The organism is Microbacterium sp. bgisy207, from assembly GCF_057706855.1.
Window position 1 is genome coordinate 208,726 of record NZ_JBYIPB010000007.1, and the last position, 23,648, is coordinate 232,373.

The following is a 23,648-nucleotide window of genomic DNA, read 5'->3' on the forward strand; positions in this document are numbered from 1 at the left end:
GACCCCGGAGATGTGCCCATGCAGCTGCGCCTGCGCCGTTCCTTCGCTGCCGTCTCGATCCTGGCTCTCCTGCTGACCGGAGCCGTGGCTATGCCCGCAGCTGCTCAGTCCGCAAGCGAGAGCGTCGTGGCGTCGGGCGAGGACTGGACGGTCGAGCGGGCGCCCGGCGGGTACATCGTGACGCTGCACCTGGACGAGCCGCTGCCCGTCGTCAGTGACGCGCCCACGCTCATCGTGGACGGCGAGACGGTCGGGATCGCGCGCACGAGCGAGGGCGGCCGCACGCTCACCGTGACGACCTTCGATGAACGCGTCGCGTCCGCGCGCGATGTCGTGAAGGGCTGGGCCTCGGGTTCGGGTCCGAAGGCGGGGGAGCAGGGACCACGTGGGCCTGGGCAGCGCAGCGCCCCCGAGCCAGAGAACGACGTGCTCCAGGATCAGCTCGACGCGCTCGCGCCCACCGCCTCGATTGCCGATCCTTCCGAGCCGGGCCCTTACACGGTGACGGAGGCCGAGTACGACTTCGGTGACCGCGCTGTGGCTCTCGCCGGGTACGAGGACACCCGCGGGGAGGTGACGGGCAAGCTCTACCTGAGCTCGGCGACGGGCCAACGGCCGGTCGTGGTGCTGCAGCACGGCCGGCACGCCACGTGCGGCGATGCGATCACAGGAGAGTCCGAGTCGGCGTGGCCATGCGCCGACGATCGGATGGTCATCCGGTCGTACCTCGGATACGAAGAGACGGGGCGCGCCCTCGCGTCGCACGGCTACCACGTCATCTCGGTCTCGGCGAACGCGATCAATGCGACGGATGCCGAACTCACACTCGATCAGGGCGCCCAGGCGCGGGGGCGGCTCGTGCTCGACGCTCTCGACATACTCGACCGGCTCAATCGCGGCGAGACGGTGAGCTTCGAGGACCGGCCCGATGGTGCAGACCCCGTGGACCGTAGCTTCGATGAGGCGCTCGCGCGGGCGGTGGCGCGCGCGGATCAGCCGGCGCCCCCGTCGGGACTGGCCGCCGCGGAACTCCAGGGGCGCTTCGACCTCAGCCGCGTGGGTCTGATGGGGCATTCGCGCGGCGGCGAAGGCGTCGTCACTGCCGCACAGCTGAACGCCGCCGAGGAGCAGCAGTACGGCATCCTCTCGGTCCTCCCGCTCGCGCCGACCGACTTCGCCCGTCGCACGCTCTCGGATGTGACGACCATGGCGGTGCTGCCGTATTGCGACGGCGACGTGTCCGACCAGCAGGGCCAGAAGTACATCGACGACTCGCGCCATGCGTTCGGTGACGACGTCTTGCGGTCGGCCGTGTGGGTGATGGGCGCCAACCACAACTTCTTCAGCACGGTGTGGACCCCCGGTGAGTATCCCGCCGGGGGAGCGGATGACTGGGATCCCACCGACACGACGTCGTCGTGCTCGACGTCGGACCCGACGCGGCTGACCGCCGCGGAGCAGTATCAGGTCGGCGTGACGTTGATGACGGGCTTCTTCCGCTACACCCTGGGCGGTGAGGCCCAGTTCCAGCCGCTCCTCGACGGGACGATCGCGCCGACGACCAACCGGATTCCCTTCGCCGACATCCGGGTGATCGCGACACAGGCGCGGTCGGCGACCGACCTCGTGACGGACTTCGTGGCGGGCGACGCGTTCATCGTGGTGGAGGGCAACGCGACCGTCGAGGTGTGCGAGGGGTCGATGCCCACGGCCGAGAATCCGTCCTGCTCGGGCCGCTTCGATGCGCAGGTGCCGCACTGGAATCCGGGCATGCTCGCGGCGTACGTGCCGCTGTTTCCCGCGACGGTCTTCCGGTGGGACGACACCGGCGCGACGCAGCTGCGGGTGATTGTGCCCGACCAGTTGCGGGATGTGCGCGGTCGCAGCCAGCTGACACTGAAGGCGGCACCGGGGGATGAGGTGTCGCTGGGAACGGACTTCGCGATCACCCTGGTCGATGGCGCAGGTCTCGAGTACTCCGTGGCGGCATCCTCTCTCAACCCGTACGCGGTCAACCGGATGCCGGGCGGCGCACCGCAGCTGGACAAGATCGTGCTGCAGCAGATCACTCTGCCGCTTGCTGATGTGACGGATGTTGATCTCGGAGACATCCGTGAGGTGCGACTCGAGCCGCAGATCGGTGCAGACGGAGTGGTCTTCGGCTCGGTCATCCTCTCCGACCTCGCCTTCGATTCTCCGGCAGCGGGGACTCCCGCGCCCGTGACGCGGTCAGCGGTCAACATAGCGATGACTCGTGTCGAGGAGGGAACCGAGCCGTGGACCGCGTATGTGGCGGCGTGGCTGGACCGACCCGCTGCGGTTCCTGTCAGCGCGTACGTCGGCACGATGCCCGGTCCGGGTGGCTCCGCGCCGCCGGCCGGGCTCGGGGCTGAACGCGTCACTTTCGCTCCGGGCCAGACGTGCGTGCCCGTTCCGGTGCTGATCGTCGGCGACCACGATTCGTCCGGTTCGGCGCTCGCCGTGGCCGGCACGGCAGCGACGACGAGCCGGGAAGCGGTGTCGGGGTCATCGGACTTCTCCAGCATCCTGGTCCGTGAGGATGACGGGGTCGGAGGTGCTGGCGCAGACGCGGTACCGGCATACGGCGTGCAAGGCGACGTGTGCGCGGAGTTGGTTGCCTCGCGGGCGCCGGGCGCACTGAACCTCTCGGATACCGCACCTGCGCGGAGTTCGTCGGTGCGCCTGACGGCCACCGGCTTCCGCGTCGGCGAGGCAGTCATGGCAACCGTGGGCGGCGACCCGCTCCCTGCGGTGATCGCGGGGGCCGACGGCACCGCCCAGATCGACACGGTGATCGCCGCTGACGCGCCCCTCGGCCCGGTCACCATCGTCGCCCGCGGCGCAGGATCGAACCGCGTCCAGGAGGCGACCGCGGTCGTCCGGGATGGGCAGCCATCGCCCACGGCAGACCCAACGGCCTCACCGACCGTCACGGGATCCCCCGCCACAAGCGGTGGCGGCAGGCCCCTCGCCCACACCGGCGCCGACGGGGCCGTATGGATCGCCCTTGCCGTCGTTGCCGCGATGCTGACCGGGACTGGAGCCGTCCTGACCACGGAAGTACGCCGCAGACGCAGGCTCTGAGCGGAGTCAGAGCGCGCGCCGACGGCTGGATGACCGTTCGGCCTCGGTTTTCACTCCGGACGGATGAAGTCCGCCACCCGATCCAGCGCGCTGGGCACGAGCCGGAAGTAGGCCCATGTGCCGCGCTTGGAGCGGGTGAGAAAGCCCGCGTCGGTGAGCACCTTGAGGTGGTGAGACACGGTCGGTTGGGCGAGTCCGATCGGTTCGGTGAGGTCGCAGACGCACGCCTCCTGACCTTCGCTCGCCGCGACGATCGACAGCAACCTCAACCGCGCCGGGTCGGCGAGCGCCTTCAGCGCGGATGCCAGGTCCTGTGCATCCTCCTGGGCGAGAGGCGCCGTCGCAAGTGGCGCGCAGCAGGCCGGTGCGGTCGTGGCGGGGATGATGTCGAGGGCGGTCATACATCGATGATAGTGAATATTGACAGATTTCGATATAGGGGGACATACTGACCTTCGACATCCGTTCGAGATCGCCCGGAGGCATCCATGACACTGCTCGATTTCACTGCTCGCCCCGCTGTCGGCGACGGCCTCGGAACGCTCCCCGTGGTCATCATCGGCGCAGGCCCCGTGGGGCTCGCCGCCGCCGCGCACCTGCTCGAACGCGGCATCGAGGTCGTCATCCTGGAGGCCGGCGACGGCGTGGCATCGTCGGTGCGACGCTGGGGGCACACGCGCCTGTTCTCGTCGTGGCGCACTCTTATCGACCGCGCCGCCGAGCGACTTCTCGCTGAAGCCGGCTGGAGTGCGCCGAGCGATCTCGATCGGATGCCGACCGGGCAGGAACTGGTCGACGAGTACCTCGCGCCCCTCGCTGCGCTCGATGCGATTGCGTCGCGGACCCGGTTGTCGACGCGGGTGACCGCTGTCGGGAAGGACGGGATCGACCGCACTCGCACGCAGGGACGAGCCCGTGTGCCCTTCCTCGTGCAGATCGAAGATGCCGACGGGCAGCCCTCGGAACTGCGCGCCCGGGCGGTCATCGACGCCTCCGGAACCTACGAGACCCCCAACCCGCTCGCCGCATCTGGACTGGACCTGCGGGGCGGCGCAGAGGTCGCCGACCGCGTGCTCCACGCGCTGCCGGATGTCCTCGGCGCCGACCGGGAGCTTTTCGCTGGGCGCCACACGACCGTCGTCGGTGCGGGCCACTCCGCTGCCAACACGCTGCTGGCGCTCGCCGACCTCGCAGAGCGCGAGCCCGGGATCCGCATCACCTGGCTGCTGCGCACGCCGTCGGCGTCGCGCGTCACCGCATCCGAGGCCGACGAGCTGCCAGGTCGTGCGCGTCTGGGGGCTCGCACGGATCAGCTCGTGGCATCCGGGCAGATCGAGATCGTGGATTCGTTCCGCATCTCCCGCGCAGAGCGCACCGAGACCGGAGTACTGCTGCTCGGCACCCGCGACGGGGAGCCCGCGGTGCACGAAACCGACCTGGTCGTGAATGCGACGGGGTTCCGCCCGGATCTCGGGATGCTGCGGGAGATCCGTCTCGAACTCGACGACGTTGTCGAGGCGCCCCGCCGTCTCGCGCCGCTGATCGACCCGAATGTCCACTCCTGCGGAACCGTGCCTCCCCACGGGTTCGCTGAGCTGCAGCATCCCGAGCGCGGCTTTTTCATCGTGGGCATGAAGTCGTATGGTCGTGCCCCGACCTTCCTGCTTGCCACCGGTTATGAGCAGGTGCGTTCGGTCGCCGCGTGGCTCGACGGCGATCTCGAGTCGGCATCCTCGGTGCAGTTGACGCTGCCGGCGACGGGCGTGTGCTCGACGGATGCTGCCGGCACTGGATCGTGCTGTTGACGACGACGGTGCGTCCGATGACGTCGGCGGACTGGGCGAGTGTCGAGCGGATCTTCGCGGCGGGAATCGCGGGCGGCGAGGCGACCTTCGAGACTGAGACGCCCGACTGGGCAGGCTTCGACGCGGGCAAGGTCTCGGTGCCGCGTCTTGTGAGTGTCAGTGAGGCGGGGGAGGTCGTCGGGTGGGCGGCGGCCTCACCCGTGTCGACACGCGCCGCCTACCGGGGCGTCATCGAGCACTCCGTCTATGTCGCGCCCGAGTACCAGGGCCGAGGCGTCGGGCGTGCGCTGCTCGGGCGGTTCGTGACGGATGCGGATGCGGCGGGGTTCTGGATGATCCAGTCCAGCGTCTTCCCCGAGAACGTCGCGAGCCTTCGTCTGCACGAGTCGTGCGGGTTCCGGGTCGTGGGGCGACGCGAACGGATCGCTCGCTCACAGCTCGGGCCTCATGCCGGCCAGTGGCGGGACACGATCCTCATCGAGCGTCGGTCACTTCGCAACGGCGTCGACTGAGCTCATCGAGCTCCATCAGCTCACGATCTCGTCGATGCTGAGCTCACGATCTCGTCGATGCTGATGTCGGTTGCGTGTGCTGCTGCTGGCTTCCCGCCGCGACACCCGCCGCCCAGCCCGGCGCCCGGCAACCGACCGGGGGAGTGAGAGTCATCGCGTCGATGCCTGCTCGGCAGAGCGCCCACGCGATCAGTGAGTTGCTGTTCCACATGTCGCCGGTAGGTGGAACGACACGCCCCCAGGTGTGACGAGGGATGTCGGGAAGGGCGTCGAGCAGCGCGTGTGCCCGCGTCCGGCCCAGCGTGATGACGGTCGGCGGTGCCACGGCATACGCGCGATCGGGCAGGGTCCCCTCGGGCCACGCGCGGACCTCGTATCGGAACAGCCGGAATCGGCCCAGCGCGCGCAGGCCCACCGGTCCGGTAGTGACAACCCCCGAGGCATCCTGTGGCTGCCCCCACTGCGGCGTCATCTCAATGACGAATCGGCCGCCGTCCGTGAACAGCTCGAGCGCTGCGTGCACGAGCTGTTGCGGCGCTCTGCGGTCGTGACGAGCCGACAGCAGCTCCCACCATCTGCTCGTGCGCGCCACAACCATTCCTCCCGCGCCGACCGGAAGCCACCAGAGTTCCGCGCGATCTGTGCTCTCGGCATCCACGGCTCCATCGTCGCCGGTGGCAGGCGTGACAGCATCGGCCACAAGTCCCAACGGGGCATTGACATGCAAGTAGTTACTTGCGTATTGTCCGGGTGTGGGCGATGTCTTTCACGCGCTTGCCGACTCGACCAGGAGACTGATCCTGGACGAGCTGGCGCAGCGCGATGGCCAGAGCCTGTTCGAGATATGCGGCCGACTCGCCGTGCATCACGGGGTCGGGATGACCCGGCAGGCGATCTCGCAGCATCTCGCGGTGCTCGAAGAGGCAGGCCTCGTTCGTTCCGAGCGCGCCGGTCGCACCAAACTGCACTACCTCGACACCGCTCCGTTGAGCGGATTGACCGATCGATGGCTTCCCCAGACGAAGGAATGACATGAGCATCCGCATCACCGTGACGAGCGTGTTCGTTGACGACCAAGCCAAGGCCCTGGCGTTCTACACCGACACTTTGGGATTCGTCGTCAAGCACGACATCCCGCTCGGCGAGTTCCGCTGGCTGACCGTTGTCGGTGCCGATGATCCGGACGGGACCGAGCTGCTGCTCGAGCCTGACCAGCACCCGGCCGCCAAGGCGTACAAAGAGGCCCTGGTCGCCGACGGCATCCCTGCGGCATCCTTCGGGGTGGATGACGTCGCCGAGGCGCACGCGGACCTGGTCGCGAAGGGGGTGCGTTTCACACAGGAACCGACGGCCATGGGGCCGGTCGTGGTCGCGACGCTCGATGACACGTGCGGCAACCTCGTCCAGATCTCCAGTCCCGCGTGATCCTCTAGCCGGGACCGGCGTACGCCGGGGACGCCTAGCCGGAAGCTGTGACGAGTCGCGAGTCGCGAGTCGCGGGCGTGGGGCGATCGAACGGGACCGCAACGATCGGGTATGCGCGGGTCGGATCTCGCAGGCTGGATGCCGAAGGAGGCCCCATGATCGCGGAACTCAATCGACTGATCGATGTCATCGACGACGACCTGTCCGAAGACCTTGACATCGCCGCGCTCGCGCGGGAGGCGGGCGTGACGGAGTACCACCTGCGGCGGATGTTCTCGTCTTTGGTCGGGATGCCGCTGTCGGAGTACACACGTCGGCGACGGATGACGGTCGCAGCCGCGGCGGTCGTCGCAGGCGACCCGCTGCTCGATATCGCGGTGCGGTTCGGGTACGGGTCGACCGAGGCGTTCGGCCGGGCGTTTCGCGCGGTCCACGGTTCGTCGCCTGCCGAAGTCCGGATCAGTGGTGGCCCCCTTCGCACGCAACCGAAACTCAGGCTCCGCCTGACCGTCGAAGGGAACACCACCATGGACACGCGCATCGCCGAACGCCCTGCGTTCCGTCTCGTCGGACACGCCACGCGCGTTCCGCTCATCCACGAAGGAATCAATCCGCACATCCAGCAGTTCGTCGCAGCGCTTCCCGCGAGCGAGCACGCCCGTCTCAAGGAGCTCAGCAGCACGGAGCCGGGTGGGTTGCTGCAGGTCAGCGATGGCGCCGACCCGGACTACACGGAGGGAACCGAACTCACCTACCTGCACGGCGTCGCTCTGGATGCCGCGGCACCCGTGCCCGCTGATCTCGATGTGATCGAGGTCGAGGCGGGACAGTGGGCCGTGTTCCGCACGTCCGGACCCTACCCTGCAGCGCTCCAGGAGGCCTACGCGGCATCCGCGTCGGACTGGTTCCCCTCCAACCCCTGGCAGCTGCGCTCTGGTCCCTCGATCGTCGCGATGCTCGATCGTGCTGACGACGTCAGCACCGCAACGACCGAACTCTGGATGCCGATCGCTTGCCGATAGTGCGGCCCCCGCCCGGCGCCTACCGGGCCGGCGTCAGCACTCCCGCGGCATCCAGCGTGAGCTCGGCATTCAGCCCGAGCCGATCGAGAAAGCCGCGGTCGTGACTGACGACGATCATCGCGCCGCGGTAGGCGCTGAGCGCGTCGATGAGTTGCTCCGTGGTGTGCAGATCGAGGTTGTTGGTCGGCTCATCGAGCACGATCAGTTGCGGAGGCGGGTCGGCCAGCAGCACGTGCGCGAGCGCGACGCGGAATCGCTCCCCGCCGGAGAGCGTCCCCACGGGCCGATCGACCATGGCGCCGCGCACGAGGAGCCGCGCGAGCTGATTGCGAAGCTCTGCTCGGGGCATGTGCGGGGCGACCCGGGCGACATTCTCGATGACGGATGCAGCATCGTCGAGGTTGTCGAGCCGTTGCGAGAGCTCGCCGATGCGGTCGACGTGAGCGACGGCAACCGCCCGCCCGGGTGCCGCGGCCACGCCCGCAATGAGCCCTTGAAGCAGCGTGGTCTTGCCGACGCCGTTCGGTCCGGTGATCGCGATCCGCTCCGGCCCCTGGAGGACCATCGTGCGCCCATCGGTGCCGGTGAGTTCGGCGATCCGCTTGCCTGAGGGCACGGCGGGGTCGGAAAGGTCGATGCTGACCCGGTCGTCATCACGGATGCGTGACTCGGCGTCGTGGAGGGAACGCTGCGCCGCCTGTATCCGGTCATCGAGCAGTCCGCGCAGCTTTCCTTGCGTCTTCTCGGCGGAGTTGCGCCGGTCGTTGACGACAGCGCCGATGTACTTGCGATTGACGGCATCCTTCTTCCCCTGTCGCTCGCTGTGGGCGATGCGCTCGGCCGCAGCGATCCGCTGCCGCTTCTCGACGCGGACGGCGTGTTCCGCGGAACGGACCGCGCGTTCGGCTGCCTCCTGCTCCCGTGCCACCTGCTCGCAGAACGCGCTGTATGGGCCGCCGTAGAGCGTGAGCGACCCCGCCCGCAGTTCGGCAGTGTTCTGCATCCGCTCGAGCAACTCGAGATCGTGACTGACCACGATCACGGGGCCGTTCCACGCGCCGATGAGTTCGTGCACGCGCACCCGTCCGTCGGCATCGAGATTGTTCGTCGGCTCGTCGAGCAGCGCAATGTCGGCTCCGCGCATTCGAATGCCGACGAGCGCGGCGATCATCGCTTCACCGCCCGAGATTGTGCTCACCGGTCGATGCAGGTCATCGATGTCCACGCCCGCTGCGCTCAGGGCGGCGGCTGCCTGCTCCTCGATGTCCCAGTGCGTGTCGATCGTGTCGAACAGCGCGGGATCGATCTCTCCCTGCTCGACCGCCGCGATCGCGTCGACGATCGACCGGATGCCGAGAAGATCGATCACCGCGCGGCCCGGGCCGGCATCCGTCCGCTGCGGCAGATAGTCGACGACGCCGGCCGCCTGGACGGATCCGGATGTCGGAGTCAGTCTGCCGCCGATCAGACGCAGCAGCGTCGACTTGCCGACGCCGTTGAGACCGACCAGACCCGTCGAGCCGGGCGGGAACGAACCCGACACAGCGTCGAGAACGCGGTGGCCGTCGGGCCAGGTGAACGTGAGGTCGTGCAGAACGACGGAAGGAACGGGGGCAGGCATGCGGAACTCCAGAGCGTGTCGGTTCCTGACGACGTCAGGGGTGACGCTGACACGGGTCCGCGGAAAGAGAGCGTGGTCCGGTCAGCAGGGGATGCTGAAGCCCGAACCTTTCATGTCTCTTCCTTGCCGTTCACTCCCCCTCACGAGCAGCAGATGCCGCGGGAGTGCGCCATCAGTATGCCACTGCCGCGGCGGAACGCGCACATGTATGCGCCAGGCACGGTCTGGCGCTTAGCGCGTCCCGGCGGCTAGGCGAATCTGCACGATGTTCTCGGTTTCGTCGATCTCGGCCACCTGCGGGTGGGCCTTGATGAACTCCGTGAAGCTGCGAAAACCCAGGGCCCGCTCGCTGAAACCCGGGTCCAGCCGCGTGATCAGGCTCTTGACGACGTTTGCGTGCTGCCAGTCCGTGCCCTCGCGGTCGCCCTCGAGCCGTAGCGCGCGCTCAAGCAGCTCGGCGCCCGGATCGGCGGCCTTCTTGCGGCTGCGGCGCGTCTTCGCGGCCACGGCGCTCTCGGCATCCTTCCCCGGCTGGCGCTCGATGCCGGGAAGAGCGTCGTAGGTGTCGAAGCGGTCGCAGGCAGCGGCGAGGGACCGGGCGCTGGACCCCGCGACCCCGACGCCGACAACGAATCGACCGAGGCGCTTGCAGCGCTGTGCGAGGGGCACGTAATCCGAGTCGCCGGCGACGATGACGACGTGCGACAGGTCCGGCAACCGGAACATGTCCTCTACAGCGTCGACCGCGAGCCGGATGTCGGCGCCGTTCTTCGCATACGCCGCCGCGGGGAACAGCTGCACGAGATCGACCGCGCGCGCCACGAGCTGGCTGCGGTACTCGGCGTTGACCGGCGAGGACCAGTCGGCGTAGGCGCGGGTCAGCACGAGGGTGCCGAAGGATGCCGCGTAGTCGATGATCGCGCCGAGGTCGACGGTGGCCGCAGCCAGGCGCTCGGCGATCTCCGGCTCGGTGGGGTCGGCCGCGATGCGCTGCCGGTCACGGCCATAGGCGTTGCGCCCGTGCACCGTGTCGTACCAGGACATGACGATGTTGTCGAAGTCCAGGTACACCGCGACCCGCGGGTCGGTTCTCTCGGCCACGCTCACTCCTCGTCGTTCGACAGGGGCCTGCCGGTTCCGATTCGAGCCTAGTCCGCGCCTGCGACCCTCGCGCGGGTCGTGCCATCAGATGGCGCAGTCGTACACCGCGTTGCTCGGGGCATCCGTCGCCGCCGTGCAGTTCTCTGCGACCCACGCCTGGATCTGAGCGGATGTCGATGAAGATCCGCTATCGCGCGCCGCCGCCCCTCCGGGTTCACTCGCCGTGAGCACGTAGCGTAGGTCGCCGTCTGCCACGAGTTGTCGGAACTCCTCGAGAGTGGGGACAGCGTCGCTGCCATTGAAGCCGCCGATCGGAAGAACCGATCCGCCGTCGGTCGCGAGGATGATGCCGGCGGCGCTTTGCGCTCCGAACGTTGCGACCATGTAGTGCGCGTCACCCTGGTTCTCTTGCAGCCATGCAACCAGGTCGGCGGACGCGGTAGAGGCGGCTGTCCCGCCGAAGGCTTGCCCGAGGCCCGCCATCGGCCCGATCCCCGGATTCTGCGCTCCTCCCGGCTGGCCCGCCCGGGAGCCCGGATCCCCGCCCTGTCCCGGCGCCGCGCCCACCTGGGGAGAACCGGTGCCAGGAGCGCCGCCCTGTCCCGGCGCCGCGCCCAATCCACCGTCCGGGCCCCCGCCGCCCATCTCAGAGACGCCGCCGGCGACGGGATTGATGTCGCTCGGATTGGCAATCGTCACCGCCGCCCAGACCGCGGGTGTGAGCACCAACGCGAGCGTGGCAACCAGCGCGGTTATCCACCGCGGGACGAACCGTCGAGTCTGGTTGCGCCGCCCGCTCGCTGCGAACACCAGCACGATTGCGACAGCGCCGATGGCTGCCTGAACCACCGAGACCACGGTGGAGTAGCCCGGGTACCACAGCGAAATCAGCACCGCGGTCACTCCTGTGACGGCGATGAGCGACACCTGCGGCCACAGGATGCCCCGTTGCCGTGCCACCCCGAACGCGAGCCCGATGAGCAGGGCAACGGGCAGAGCGAGCGCGGCCGTATAGAACTGGTGCATCCCGTCGACCGCAGAGAACATCGCTGCGAACACGACGAGCCATGTGCCGAGGAAGACCGTGACCGGGCGCGAGAAGCGCAGCATCCAGAGCACACCCGTGGCGAGCAGCGCCGCCGGCAGCAGCCACGCGATCTGGCCCGCGAGCTGCTCGGTGAACAACCGGACCACGCTCGGATCGCCGGAGAAGGGCGGGCTGAACGACAGGTACTCTGACGAGTCGGCCGTGGCGGAGAAGCGGCCAAGGCCGTTGTAGCCGAACACCATCTCCCAAGGGTTGTTGCTCAGCGTGCTGCCGATGTAGGGCCGCGAGTCGGCGGGGATGAGGGAGACGATGACGATCCAGGTCAGCGACGTCGCAATGCTCACGGCCCCGGCGACAGCGACATGCCAGACTCGTCGGGCGACCGGCTGGGCGGTGACCAGGTACGCGAGCGCAAGAGCCGGCCACACCGCCCACGCGACGAGCATGTACGTCTGGAAGGCGAGTGCGACGAACAGGCCTGCCGCGATGAGCCACCCGAGGCTCCGCTGGGTGAGGGCACGCGCCGCGGCCCACGCGACCAGCGCCAGACTGAGCACGAAGAAGGTCTCGGGCTGGTTGGAGCGCGATACGGCGATGAGGATCGGCGTCGTGGCCACCACCGCACCCGCGATCAGCCCGGCCATCGGCGAAACGAGTCGCCGCCCGGTCACTGCCACCACCACGACGGTGGCCACCGCGGCGAGCGCGTTGGGCACGACGACGGTCCACGTCGCGTAGCCGAACACGGCGACGAACAGGGCGGGGATCCAGAACGACCCGGGGATCTTGTCGAGTGTGACCGTCCCGGCCGGGTCGAACGCGCCGAAGAAGAAGTTCGCCGGATTCTGGCTCATCGAGACGGCGATCGCCGCGTAGTACTGCGACTCGGACGCCGAGTCGATCGCCCACACGGTCAACAGCGCGGTCGCGACGGCCAGGGCGGCGAGGCCGAGCCGGAAGCCCCACTGTCGCCGCGCCGATGCGATGCGCGAGCGGGGGGTCGATGAGACGGATGCCGGGGGCAGCGGGGGAGCATCGGTGACCATGCATCCGACGGTAGGGAGCACCGTGTGGTGCGACCTTTCGGCATCCTATGAACGTCCTATGGTCGTGGGCGTCGGAGCGGAGTCGCTTCGGATCGGCCCCGCGCCTGCGGGCCGGCTCGATAATGGGACTCATGAGCGCGACGTTGCCGAGGGATCTCCGTCGCGAACTCGAGGCCCTCCGGGAGCGGGCGTACGGTCCGCGCGCTGACATCGCAACGGATCCGGATGCCGCAGCGCGGCTCACCGAGCTCGAGGAGCTCTCGCGCCGCGGCGACGAGCAGGGACCCGGTGAGTCGCCGATCACGGATGCCGATGTGCGCGCCGATCCTGACGGTCCGCTGCCGGGGCCGGAGGGCACTGAGCCGGCCTCGGTCACGCCCGTGCTGCCGGTTCCGAGGGTGATCTGGTGGCGGCATCCGGGAGCAGTGCTTACGGTGGGTGCCGCGCTCGCTGTCGGCCTTGTCGCGGGGCTCACGCTCCCGGTCCTCTGGACCTCGAGACCCGATATCGTCGCAGCGCTCGACCGGGACGCCCTGGTCGATCCGACAGAGGCGTGGATCCGGCAGGCCGAGCGGGCACTCGATGTCGATCCCGGGACCCTCCAGCAGTACGAGCAGGTGGAGGGTGTCACGATGTGGACCGGCGCCAGTGCCGACGGCGCGCGGTGCCTCATCGTCGTCTGGGGCGAGCTGTGGGGAAACGGGAGCTGCGCGCCCGACCCCCTCGACCCGGTCGTCGACTTCCGCGTGAACCCTGACATCCCCATGCCACTGGCGTCGTCGCTCGAGGACGGCGGGGTGGTGCGCTTCGTCGCTCGAGGCGACGTTGTGGAGATCTGGGTGCGCGAGCCTGCCGGCCGCGGACCCGAGCTCAACGACAGCTGACCGAAGGGGCCGTGTCAGATGTCGATGGTGGCCCCGGCGTCCAATTCGAGGAACTCGCCGCCGCCCTGTTCGGTGGCCCACCGCAGACGCTGACGCCCCATGGTGCGGCCGATGATCGAGAGTGTCATGTCGTGTGTGCCGAAGCACAGGCGCGGTGCGACAGCCAGGACGAAGTCCATCGCTTCGCCGATCTTCAGCCACGGCGCGCCGACCGGTGCCGCGAGAAGCTTCACGTCTCGCCCCTCGGGGACATCGTACGAATCCCCGGGGTAATAGAACCGGTCGTTCACGAGCACGCCGACGTTGTCGATCACCGGGATCGAGTCGTGGATGACGGCGTGGCGGCCTCCGAAGAATTCGAGCTCGAACGGGCCGACACTCACCCTGTCGCCAGGTGAGACGACGGTGACGTCGAATCCGGCAGCGGCGTCGGCGAGTCCCTGGGGGCCGAGGATCTGCGCCTTGGGCGCGTGCATCAGGATTCGGCGCAGGTGTTCCGGCGTCCAATGGTCGGGATGCTCATGCGTGAGCACGACGGCGACGACATCGCCGTCATCCGGCAGCGGATCGGTGAAGGAACCCGGGTCGATGACCAGTGTCTTCCCCGAATCCCTGATCGTGAGGGCAGCGTGCTCGTGCTTGGTGACTCGCATGGTTCGAGTCAACCCTCGCGGCAGGAGGTCGGCAAGCCGCCACGCTCGGTTCGCACTACAGCAGGTTGGGGATCTTCTGTTCCGCGGCGGTGTTCGCCCGTCGGAACCAGATCGTGACGAAGGTCGCCACGATCACGATGAACAGTGAGTAGAGCGCCGGAACGATGAGGATCAGCCCGATGTCCGGGCTGTCGGCAAAGGTGAGCAGCACGATCGCGATCGCGAGCGGGCCGTTCTGGATGCCGGTTTCGAGGCCGATCGTTCGCGCATTCGCCGGATGCAGGCGGATGGCGCGCGCGATGGCATAGGCGACCGCGATGCCGAACAGCCCCAGTCCGATCGCGACGGTGTAGGTCTGCCACGGCGTCGAGGTGAGCAGCGCCCAGTTGCGGGGCACCCACGTCGCCATCAGGAACACGATGAAGAAGAGGCCGAAAAAGCCCCCCAGCAGTTCCATCACTGAGCCGATGTTGGCGCTGAACCGCCGCAGGATCATGCCCGCGACCACCGGGATCAGCAGCGTCGCCAACGTGATCACGATGTTCGCGATAGGGATCTGCAGCTGCGAGCCCGAGGGAAAGATCAGCGCGCCGTAGAGCGCGAGCACGAGCGGTGTCATGAGGATCGCCCACAGCGTCGAGTTGGTCGTCATGATCACGCTCAGCGCCAGGTTTCCCTTGGAGAAGTAGGTGAAGATGTTCGAGGTCGTACCCGCCGGCACACACCCCATGAGCAGTGCGCCGATCGCCACGGGCAGCGCGTACTCGGGTGGAAGCTGGAACAGGAACGCGACGATCAGCAGATACGCCAACAGCGGCATGATCCCGAACTGCGTGACGAAGCCGATGACCAGCCCATAGGGGCGGCGAAGCGCGAGCTTGAAGTCTCGCGGTGTCAGGCCGGCCCCGAGACCGAACATGATCACGAAGACGAGCCCGACCAGCAGAGCCTGCTCGAACGGAGTGACAACATCCTGCTCGTTCACGACAGCCTGGGCTGAGGCGATGAGCGGGACGATCATGACAGCTCCCTTCCTCGCGCGGGGAAACTGGCGGTGTCTGACGTGACCGCCTGCGCCCGCAGTTCACGGCGAAGGATTTTCCCGATCGGGCTCTTGGGCAGGTCGGTGACGAACCGCACCGACCTCGGTACTTTGTACGCCGCGAGCGTCTCGCGGCAGTGCGCGATCACCGCATCCTCCGCGGGGGGAGTGTTCGCCGCGACGATATACGCGCGGACCGCTTCACCGGTCTTCTCGTCGGGAATGCCGACAACGCCGACCTCGAGCACCCCGGGGAGTTCCGCGATCCGTTCCTCGATCTCGTTCGGGTACACGTTGAACCCGCTCACGAGGATCATGTCCTTCTTTCGATCCACGATCGTGAAGAATCCGTCGGCGTCCATCTCGGCGATGTCACCTGTGCGGAAGAAGCCGTCGACCATGCTCGCGGCGGTCTCTTCCGGCCGCTGCCAGTAGCCGAGCATCACTTGCGGACCCTTCGCGGCGATCTCTCCCGGCGTGCCCGGTTCCACCTCGACGCCGTCATCATCGATGCACCGCAGCTCTGTCGAGGGCACCGGGATGCCGATCGTGCCGGGTTTGGCGCTCGAGCTGAACGGATTGAAACTCAAGACCGGCGAGGTTTCCGTCAGGCCGTACCCCTCGACGATCGGCGTGCCCGTCACGGTGTTCCACTGCGCGGCGACCGACTCGAAGAGCGCCATCCCGCCGGCAGCGGAGGCTCGCAGATGTCGCGGCGGGCTGTCGAGGAACCATCTTTCGTTCAGGAGTGCGTTGAAGAGCGTGTTCACTCCTGTGACCCACGTGATCTTGTAGTTCTCGAATGCGCGCTTGAGGTTGCTCGGCGGGCGCGGCGACGGGATCAGGATGTTGCGCGCGCCGATCCGATAGAACCCGAGCAGATTCACCGTGAATGCGAAGATGTGGTACAGCGGCAGTGCCGTGAGGACGACCTCCACCCCCGTGCGCATGTAGCTCCCGCACATCTGGATCATCTGCAAGGTGTTGGCCGTGAGGTTGCCGTGGGAGAGCATGGCGCCTTTCGACACGCCGGTCGTCCCACCGGTGTATTGCAGAGCCGCGAGGCTTCCCGGCCCGATTCCGGTCAGGTAGGACGCGAGGGCCTCCGCCGACGTCGCTTCCCGCCCGGCACGAAGCGCCTCCGAGAACGGCGTGTGAGCGACCGTGATGGGCGGGAGCGAACGATTCCAGACCTTCTGCACCATGCGGATCACTCCGGCGATCACCGGCGGGAAGAATTCCGCGATGCGCACCGTCACGACCGTCTCGATGCTCGTCCGCGGGAGCACATCGGGAAGCCGGTCGGCGAACATGTCGATGACGACGAGCGCTTTGGCTCCCGCATCCGAGAACTGGTGAACCATCTCGGTGGGCGTGTAGAGCGGGTTCGTGTTGACGAGCACGCACCCCGCCTTGAAGACGCCGAATGCGACGACCGGATACGTCAGACAGTTCGGCATCTGCACAGCGACCCGATCCCCGGGACCGAGGCCGATGACCTCGCGCAGATACGCCGCGAAGTGATCCGAGAGCTCATCGACCTGGGTGTAGGTCAGTGACCCGTTCATGCCGTTGGGCATGCACTGGGTGAAGGCAATCTGTGGGCCGTACTCGGTCGCGGCCTCCCGGATCATCGCCGGCAGGTTGTCATAGGAGATCGCGGGCAGCTCGGGTGCCACGTCATCGGCATACCGCTGCATCCACGGGCGCTCGGTCATCGTTGATCCTTCGCCGAAGGGAACCGTCGGCAGGTCGTTGGCGACGGTGTGTGGCCCTCATCGTAGGTGCGCGACGCCGAGCCGGGGCGATCCTGTCTCGTTTTGTCCCGGGCGCGATCGGTGTGGCATAATCGAACGGTTGTCTTGCGGCCCCATCGTATAGCGGCCTAGTACGCCGCCCTCTCACGGCGGTAACGCGGGTTCGAATCCCGCTGGGGTCACCAACAAGAAGACCCCCGGTCAGCCGGGGGTTTTCTTGTTCCTGCCGAAAGGCTCGAACGGGCGCTATGCCGCTTTTGGCAACAGATTGGCAACATCTGATTGCATGGCCGCGAGGTTCAGCGCCGTGGCAACACCGTCCAGGTCGTCATCGAACAGGTCGGCGTACACGTCGAGGGTCACCGCGGCCGAGGCGTGCCCGAGCATCCGCTGGACGGCCTTCACGTTCGCGCCGGCGCTGACGGCGAGCGAGGCAGCGGTGTGCCGCAGCTCGTGCGGGGTGAGGCCCTTGATCCCGACCGCCTCGGCCGCGGTGTCGAACCAGCCGACCCGGTAGACGTGGTTGCGAAGCCAGGTGCCGGTGCGGATGCCGTAGAACACCGGGGCGTAGGCCGGGCGCCCGGCGATCTGCGCGCGGAGCAGCCCGACGAGGAACGCCGGGATCGGGATACTGCGGTGCTCGTAGTCCTTCGGCGGCTCGATGCGCTGGTAGCCCTTGTCGGCCACGACGGTCTGCTCGACGGTGAGGCGCGGGTGCTTCGCGTCGAGGTCGAGGTCACGGATGCGGAGCCCGGACAGCTCGCCCCAGCGCAGGCCGCAGTAGGCGAGCACGAGGACGACGAGGCCGTAGCCGTACTCGCGCCCATCCTTCATCTCGTCAATGGCCTGGGCGAGCGCGGCGACCTGATTGTGGGACAGATACCGCTTGCGGGACTTGGTGGGCTTGGGGAGTTTGAGCCGGGCGGCGGGGTTGGACGGCAGGCGCTCGTCCTCGACCGCGAATCGGAGCGAACCGGAGAGGACGTTGACGATCTTGCGGACGGTCGCCGGGGCACCGGGGAGGGCCGAGGCCCACTCCTGCACCCGCAGGCGGGTGAGGTCGCCGATCGGGATCTTCCCCAACTCGGGGACGATGTGCTTGGCGATGATGTTCTCGACCCGGCTGCGGGTCGTCGCCCGGAGGTCGCCGCGGGCGGCGATCCAGGTCTGGAGCCATTCGGCCACGGTCACCCGCGCACGCGACGGGTCGAGGTAGCGGCCCTGGGCGATGTCGACCTCCGTGGTCGCCAGGAACAGCTCGGCGGCCTTCTTGGTGGTGAAGCCGCGCTTCTGCGTCTGCTTCTTGTCCGGGCGTCGGTAGAGCGCCCGGTAGCGACGGCCCTTGGCCGTGTCGTAGGACTCGATGCTTCCCATGACTGGCTCCTACTGCTCCAGCCCCGCGAGGCGCTGCACGTCGATGCGGCGGTAGACGCGCTTGTGCCGGGTGAGCCGAATCGGCTCCACCGGGGCCTGGCCCTCCAGGGCGAGGGTGCGCAGGGTCGTGCGGTGGATGCCGAGCAGCGCCGCTGTCTCCTCCTCGGAGTAGAACAGGCGCTCGGGCTCCCGAGCGTCGAGGGGCGATGCGCTCTGACCCATCACGGCCTCCTTCGCATCTACGATCACAGCCGCGATTGCTGCTGTCGTCTTAGATTAGACCACAACACGCCAATCACAGCAAGAGTTTTAGTTGCTCGTGTCGCTCGGTACACTCGGGATGTGACCGCAGCCCCGCGCAGACCCGGCGATCAGTCCTATGACGGCCTGATCGTCTCGGCCGACCTGCCGGACGGCTGGCATCTGCCGAGCCGGTTCCCCGGCGAGCGCGACGACGACGCCAGCGCGCAGATCGACGCGATCCTGGGCTACAACGATCAGGTGACGACCGAGGCCGACCGGCAGGCGCAGCTCGACTCGGAGCAGAACGAGACGATCGACGGCCGCTGGCGCTACATCGAGCACACAGCCACGGCGACCCGCGTGTTCATCCGGCTCCAGCGCCAGCAGTTCGCCGTGCCCGAGGAGGTGCGCATCACCGGCGTCGTCTACCTCCCGTGGCGGCCGGGCGATCCCGTGTCCAGCCAAGACCTCCGCACCCTGCCGACCGCGCGCATCGAGGCGGCGATCAACGAGCGCCTGTTCGCCATGAAGCGCACGGTGACCATCACCGGCGGGAAGATCGTGCTGCCCTCCGGCCGGAAGATCAGCGAGCGGGATCTGCTCAAGCCGCTCGGGAACCCGAAGCGCACGCCCGACTTCTACGAGCTGGTCGCCCTCCAGTACGGCAAGCTCTCGGCGCAGGGGGACGCGGCGCCTGCTGTCACGATGGCGAAGATCAACGGCGTCGCCCACGCCACCGCGCAGGGCTGGCTCGTGCGCACCCGCTCGCGCGGACTGCTCCCGCCGGGCCGCCGCGGGTAGTCGTCGGGGGAGCGGCGCGCACTTGCCCCCGAGCGCGTCGCTACAGGCTCGGCCCGAAGTCGGGTCCGCTGCTCGGGCTCGGACGGTGCTGGTCGCGGGTGAAGTCGTGCAGCTCTGCGGCACGCCGCGCCAGGGCCTCGGCTGCGACGCGCTCGGCCTCGGCTCGGGCCTCGACCTGGGCTGCGGCCTCGGCGACCGGCAGGGCTTCCAGCTCCGCGAGCTGGCGTCGCAGCGCCTCGGCCTGCTGCTGGGCGCTCTCGGCCTGGCGGCGCGGGCTGCCGGTGCTGTACGGCTTGCTGAACAGCCGCGTGTGCAGCATGGCCCGCTGCCGCTCCTGCCGGTCCCCGGCACGGCGCTGCTCCTGCCGGGCCTGCGCGTGCGTGCGCATGGCGTCGGCCAGCCGCGGGTCGGCCTCGGCCTGTTGCTCGGCCGCCGCCTGCGCCCACGCCGGCGCCTGCTCCGGCGTACGCGGGATCGAGCCCCACCGCTGCCGGGTCAGGTGCTCGGCCTCGTGGCGCTGGCGCTCGGCCTCGGTCAGCGCCCGGTCGGCGCTCCGACGCCTCAGCGCCCCGGCACGGCTCCTGGCGGCGATCGCCGTCTCGTGGCGCTCCCTGACCGCGAGGACCGCGGCGGCGTCCGTGCCGGCCTGCTCGACCAGCGGCGGGACGGCCTCGGCCCGTGCCGCCTCGACCTGCTGGGCGGCGGCCTCGACCTCGGCCAGCAGCGCCTCGGCCTCGACGCGGTGCGCGGCCGACTGGCGCTCCATCGCCTCGGCCGCCTCCGCCCACCGTGCCGCCTGGCGCTCGGCCTGCTCGATGCTCTGCCGCAGTCGGGTGCGCTCGGCGTTCACGACGCGCACCGGCCCGTCCGCGACGATGCCCGCGACGGCGGCCTGCGCCCGCTCGGTGGCCTCGCGCAGTCCGCGGTCGGCGCGGTCCCGCTCGAGCGCGGCCTGGAACTGCTCGCGCGCGTCCCCGAGGTCCGCGGCGACGACGTGCAGCCTGTTCTCCTCCTGCCCGCGGGTGAGGCCGACGTAGACGCCGGCCGCGTCGAGCGCGTCCGACAGGACGGTGTGCGACGCGGGGGCAGTCATGCCCTGGACGCCGTAGGCGGTCGCGGCGTAGGCCAGGTGCGCGTGCTCGGCGACGTACTCGGCGGGCAGATGCACGGTGCGCTGCTGCTTCCGCTGGCTCGCGGCGTCCCGCACCCACAGGCTGCCGTCGCCGCTGACGTGCTGGACGATCCAGGTCTGCCGGTTCGCCACGCCCATCTCCGAGTCGTTGCGGCGGGTCTGGATGAGGTCGCCGGCGCCGATGCTCAGGCCGTCCGCGCCGTCGATGGTGCGGGCGTCGTCGACCGCGCCCGCGCGCACCCGGTCCTCTCGGATCAGAGTGTTCAGTTCGCGCGCCTCGTCGTTGGTCGCCGCGGTGATCGCGGCTCCGTCGATCCGCTCGGCGGCGACCGCGGCGCGCAGCGCCTCGGTGTCCTCGTGGAGCCGCACGAGTCCGAGCGCGTGGAGCCGGTCGAACAACTCGGCCGGGTCGCGGCCGGTCCGCAGGGCGAGGGTGAGCTGCGCGTAGTCGGGGTCCGCGAAGCGGTGCAGGCTCGTCAGCGAGTAGACGCGGGGGACGAGCGCGGCCGCGATGTCGAGCACCCCGCCGCGCCCCACGGCGGGGAGCTGCGCCCGGTCCCCGACGAGTGCGAGCGTCGCGCCGGCCTCGTCCGCGACGGTCAGCAGGGCGAGGGCGGTGTCCTGGTCGAGCATCCCCGCCTCGTCCACCACAACCCGCTCGGCGGCGGCCAGTCGGTTCTCCTTCGCCGGGCCGCGGTAGGTCGCGCCCGTCACCGGGTCCGTGTCGCCCACGGCCAGCCGGGTCCAGACACCATCGGCGTTCCACCGGAACCCGTGGTCGTAGACGAGTGCCGCTACCGAGTCGGTCGGCACGCCCAGCTCGGCGGCGGCGACGTCGGCGGCCTTCTTCGTCGGGGTCACCACCCGCACCGAACGACCCTCCTGTCCGGCGGCGCGGATCGCAGCACCGAGCATGGTCGTCTTGCCCGCGCCCGCCGCGCCCTCGACCACGACGAGCGGCCGGGTGGAGGCGAGCGCGGCGGCGGCGCGCGCCTGGTCCGCATCCAGCCCCGGCTCCTGCACGCGCGGGGTTGCGCCGTGCACCGGCCGGGTGGCGCGTGCAGCCAGTCGGTCGCGCAGCTCCGTCTCGACGGCCACTACGTGCAGCGTCGTGAGGTGCGCAACATGCTCCAGCCGTGGCGCATCCGGCGGCAGGATCGAGAGGCAGTCGTCCGCCGCGAGCCGGGTCGTGATGGTGATGAACTCGCGCAGCTCCTCGCGGGTGGCGCGCACACCGGCCTCGGTGACGATGTGCGCCACCTGCTCCTGCACGTCATGCACGGTCCATGCGGATGCAGCAGCCGCGCAGCGGTCGAGCGCACGGGAGGCGACCTGTTGCACGGCCAGCTCGTCCAGCGTGCGCAGGGGTTGCACGGTGGCGCGCGGCAGGTCCGGGGTGTAGCCAGCCTCCTGCAACTCGCGCAACCAGCCGGCCTCGGAGCCGAGCACGCTGGGCTTCTTGCTCGGCCGCTCATGATCCCACGCCTTCGCGTGCAACCTGGCGCGCACCACCGGCCCCGTCTCCTGGCCGGGATGCGCGGCCTCCCACTCGGCCTCGAACTTGGCGAGGTTGCGCGCCACCTGCTGCCCGCGCTTGGACATGACCGCTTTCCACGGCACCAGCTCCGCGACCTCCCCGGTCACCGGGTCAAGGGTGAGACCGTGCGCGTCGAGCACCGCGGCGAGCTGCGGGTGCGCGGCGATGACCGCCGTGCCGAGGGCGCGGATCGCGCCCTGCTGCCGGAACAGCGCCGCGGTGTAGAGCCCGCGCCAGCGACCGGCCGCCCACACGCGCGTCCCGATCTGGAAGTGGATATGCCGGTGCGGGTCGCCCGCACGGGAGGTCTTGTGCGACACGGCCACGGTTTCGAGCTGCTCGATCGGCACGACCTCCTGCTTCCCGCGCGCGCCGACGCGGGTGACCGAGTGCTGGCCGAGCCAGGACCGGATCTCCGCAACCGCGTCCCGCTGGGCGGCGTCCAGGGCCTCGGACACCTCCGGGTGCAGGCCGGCGGCGACCGACAGGGACTTCGGGACGTTCACGACCATCTCCATGAACCGGGGCGACCCCCGGCCACCCTCGCCCCGCAGCCGGGGTCGGCCCATCGACTCCCCGGTGAGCGGGTTGATCCAGCCAACCCACTGGCGGTACTCCTCGGCGGTCAGCCCGAGCTCGCCGATCACTCGGCCCTCGGCGTCGACCGCCGTGAACTCGGCCAGGGCGGTCCCCGCCTCCAGGTAATACTCGTCCGCCCGCGCGCGGTCGGACTCCAGATAGCGCAGGGCATCCGAGCCTGTGCCCCGGAACGGGATCACGCCACCTTTCATGCCTTCGCCTCCTACCTAAGATAACAGCTACCATATCAGGTAGGATACGTCCATTCTTGTGAAGAAGTCAGAAATGAGCGAGTCCGGGGTCCGGTTGGCGGATCAGCGAACGTCAGAGGGTCAAGAGTTGGGGAGAGTGGACAGTGGTGAGGATCTCAGAGAGATGTGCCTGCATGCGGTGATAACTGCTGGGCCGCGACCTAGGTGTAGCGACCCGGGACGTTGTGTGCGTCGCGGGTAGGTGAAGACCTCCGGGACGATGTGGGTATCTGACAACTCGCATCGGTGACCGGAGGTCTTCGTGGTTCACGCTAATGCTCATTTGACGCCGAGGGGGCGGCTTCGGCTTGCTCGTGCGGTCGTTGTCGGCGGCTGGTCGCTCGCCCGGGCTGGGGAACGGTTCCAGTGTTCGCAGGCGACGGCGAAGAAGTGGGCCGATCGATACCGGGCGGGTCAGCCGATGACTGATCGCAGTTCCCGTCCGTATCGATCGCCGACCCAGCTTGACCGTCGCACGGAGCGGCGGATCGTCGCGATCCGCTTCAACCGGCGGTGGGGTGCTCGGCGGATCGCCTGGCATCTGGGGTTGAACCCGGCGACCGTGGGTCGGGTGCTTGCCCGCTATCGGATGCCGCGGCTGTCGCATCTGGACCGCAACACCGGGCTGCCCGTTCGGAAGCCGAAACCGATCCGGTACGAGGCGGCCGCGCCGGGCGATATCGTGCATGTCGATATCAAGAAACTGGGTC

General features: G+C 69.0%; 20 protein-coding genes and 1 tRNA gene. 10 read left to right on the plus strand and 11 right to left on the minus strand.

Annotated elements, in window-relative coordinates; genetic code table 11:
• Window positions 1–18 precede the first annotated feature (18 nt).
• On the plus strand, window positions 19–3,105 hold the full coding sequence (locus AC3ENO_RS08965) for an alpha/beta hydrolase (RefSeq protein ID WP_434970292.1): 3,087 nt from the start codon (window positions 19–21) through the stop codon (window positions 3,103–3,105).
• Between the two features lie 50 nt (window positions 3,106–3,155).
• Here the strand turns inward: AC3ENO_RS08965 and AC3ENO_RS08970 are convergent, their stop codons facing one another.
• Window positions 3,156–3,506: a metalloregulator ArsR/SmtB family transcription factor gene (locus AC3ENO_RS08970; protein ID WP_434970293.1), complete on the minus strand. Its 351-nt coding sequence runs from the start codon at window positions 3,504–3,506 to the stop codon at window positions 3,156–3,158.
• 87 nt (window positions 3,507–3,593) lie between these two features.
• On the opposite strand from AC3ENO_RS08970, the gene AC3ENO_RS08975 reads away from it, so the two are divergent.
• Both AC3ENO_RS08975 and AC3ENO_RS08980 read left to right on the plus strand, forming a co-directional pair.
• Window positions 3,594–4,910, plus strand: a complete 1,317-nt coding sequence (locus AC3ENO_RS08975) for an FAD-dependent oxidoreductase (protein ID WP_434970294.1) — start codon at window positions 3,594–3,596, stop codon at window positions 4,908–4,910.
• A 17-nt stretch (window positions 4,911–4,927) separates the two neighbouring features.
• Complete coding sequence (locus AC3ENO_RS08980) at window positions 4,928–5,422, plus strand: GNAT family N-acetyltransferase (RefSeq protein WP_434970295.1); 495 nt, start codon at window positions 4,928–4,930, stop codon at window positions 5,420–5,422.
• Between the two features lie 43 nt (window positions 5,423–5,465).
• Here the strand turns inward: AC3ENO_RS08980 and AC3ENO_RS08985 are convergent, their stop codons facing one another.
• A complete protein-coding gene (locus AC3ENO_RS08985) occupies window positions 5,466–6,080 on the minus strand; it encodes a hypothetical protein (RefSeq protein WP_434970296.1) in 615 nt (204 codons plus the stop codon).
• Window positions 6,081–6,174: 94 nt separating this feature from the next.
• On the opposite strand from AC3ENO_RS08985, the gene AC3ENO_RS08990 reads away from it, so the two are divergent.
• From AC3ENO_RS08990 to AC3ENO_RS09000, 3 genes are all read left to right on the plus strand, one after another.
• Window positions 6,175–6,453, plus strand: coding sequence for an ArsR/SmtB family transcription factor (locus tag AC3ENO_RS08990; protein ID WP_331791497.1), 279 nt, complete (start codon window positions 6,175–6,177; stop codon window positions 6,451–6,453).
• A gap of 1 nt (window position 6,454) precedes the next feature.
• Window positions 6,455–6,847 carry a VOC family protein gene (locus AC3ENO_RS08995; RefSeq protein WP_331791498.1) on the plus strand — a complete coding sequence of 131 codons (393 nt, stop codon included), beginning with the start codon at window positions 6,455–6,457 and terminating at the stop codon, window positions 6,845–6,847.
• A gap of 155 nt (window positions 6,848–7,002) precedes the next feature.
• The gene (locus tag AC3ENO_RS09000; protein ID WP_434970297.1) at window positions 7,003–7,869 is read left to right on the plus strand and encodes an AraC family transcriptional regulator; all 867 of its coding nucleotides are present in this window, start codon (window positions 7,003–7,005) and stop codon (window positions 7,867–7,869) included.
• 19 nt (window positions 7,870–7,888) lie between these two features.
• Here the strand turns inward: AC3ENO_RS09000 and AC3ENO_RS09005 are convergent, their stop codons facing one another.
• From AC3ENO_RS09005 to AC3ENO_RS09015, 3 genes are all read right to left on the minus strand, one after another.
• Window positions 7,889–9,490: an ABC-F family ATP-binding cassette domain-containing protein gene (locus AC3ENO_RS09005; protein ID WP_434970298.1), complete on the minus strand. Its 1,602-nt coding sequence runs from the start codon at window positions 9,488–9,490 to the stop codon at window positions 7,889–7,891.
• Window positions 9,491–9,721: 231 nt separating this feature from the next.
• Window positions 9,722–10,591, minus strand: coding sequence for an NYN domain-containing protein (locus AC3ENO_RS09010; protein ID WP_331791500.1), 870 nt, complete (start codon window positions 10,589–10,591; stop codon window positions 9,722–9,724).
• A gap of 84 nt (window positions 10,592–10,675) precedes the next feature.
• The gene (locus AC3ENO_RS09015; RefSeq protein ID WP_434970299.1) at window positions 10,676–12,685 is read right to left on the minus strand and encodes an ArnT family glycosyltransferase; all 2,010 of its coding nucleotides are present in this window, start codon (window positions 12,683–12,685) and stop codon (window positions 10,676–10,678) included.
• A gap of 131 nt (window positions 12,686–12,816) precedes the next feature.
• On the opposite strand from AC3ENO_RS09015, the gene AC3ENO_RS09020 reads away from it, so the two are divergent.
• The gene (locus tag AC3ENO_RS09020) at window positions 12,817–13,569 is read left to right on the plus strand and encodes a hypothetical protein (protein WP_434970300.1); all 753 of its coding nucleotides are present in this window, start codon (window positions 12,817–12,819) and stop codon (window positions 13,567–13,569) included.
• 14 nt (window positions 13,570–13,583) lie between these two features.
• Here the strand turns inward: AC3ENO_RS09020 and AC3ENO_RS09025 are convergent, their stop codons facing one another.
• Genes AC3ENO_RS09025 through AC3ENO_RS09035 form a run of 3 tightly spaced genes read right to left on the minus strand, consistent with a single transcriptional unit; the run spans window position 13,584 to window position 16,982 of the window.
• Window positions 13,584–14,222, minus strand: coding sequence for an MBL fold metallo-hydrolase (locus AC3ENO_RS09025; RefSeq protein WP_434970301.1), 639 nt, complete (start codon window positions 14,220–14,222; stop codon window positions 13,584–13,586).
• Between the two features lie 55 nt (window positions 14,223–14,277).
• Window positions 14,278–15,243, minus strand: a complete 966-nt coding sequence (locus AC3ENO_RS09030) for a bile acid:sodium symporter family protein (protein ID WP_434970302.1) — start codon at window positions 15,241–15,243, stop codon at window positions 14,278–14,280.
• Window positions 15,240–16,982, minus strand: a complete 1,743-nt coding sequence (locus AC3ENO_RS09035; protein WP_434970303.1) for an AMP-binding protein — start codon at window positions 16,980–16,982, stop codon at window positions 15,240–15,242. Before AC3ENO_RS09035 ends, AC3ENO_RS09030 begins: the two co-directional genes overlap by 4 nt.
• A 148-nt stretch (window positions 16,983–17,130) precedes the next feature.
• On the opposite strand from AC3ENO_RS09035, the gene AC3ENO_RS09040 reads away from it, so the two are divergent.
• Window positions 17,131–17,206, plus strand: a tRNA-Glu gene (locus AC3ENO_RS09040).
• A gap of 61 nt (window positions 17,207–17,267) precedes the next feature.
• On the opposite strand, the gene AC3ENO_RS09045 is transcribed toward AC3ENO_RS09040, so the two are convergent.
• Window positions 17,268–18,395, minus strand: a complete 1,128-nt coding sequence (locus AC3ENO_RS09045) for a site-specific integrase (protein ID WP_195691679.1) — start codon at window positions 18,393–18,395, stop codon at window positions 17,268–17,270.
• A gap of 9 nt (window positions 18,396–18,404) precedes the next feature.
• The gene (locus tag AC3ENO_RS09050) at window positions 18,405–18,617 is read right to left on the minus strand and encodes a helix-turn-helix transcriptional regulator (RefSeq protein ID WP_195691678.1); all 213 of its coding nucleotides are present in this window, start codon (window positions 18,615–18,617) and stop codon (window positions 18,405–18,407) included.
• Between the two features lie 120 nt (window positions 18,618–18,737).
• Here AC3ENO_RS09050 and AC3ENO_RS09055 point away from each other — a divergent pair, with 120 nt between their 5' ends.
• Entirely contained in the window at window positions 18,738–19,439 is a 702-nt protein-coding gene (locus AC3ENO_RS09055) for a hypothetical protein (RefSeq protein ID WP_195691677.1), read from the plus strand.
• A 40-nt stretch (window positions 19,440–19,479) separates the two neighbouring features.
• On the opposite strand, the gene mobF is transcribed toward AC3ENO_RS09055, so the two are convergent.
• Entirely contained in the window at window positions 19,480–22,899 is a 3,420-nt protein-coding gene (gene mobF, locus AC3ENO_RS09060) for a MobF family relaxase (RefSeq protein ID WP_228178104.1), read from the minus strand.
• Window positions 22,900–23,200: 301 nt separating this feature from the next.
• On the opposite strand from mobF, the gene AC3ENO_RS09065 reads away from it, so the two are divergent.
• Window positions 23,201–23,648 (plus strand): helix-turn-helix domain-containing protein (locus AC3ENO_RS09065; protein WP_434970304.1); only part of this gene is annotated, 448 nt, incomplete at its 3' end.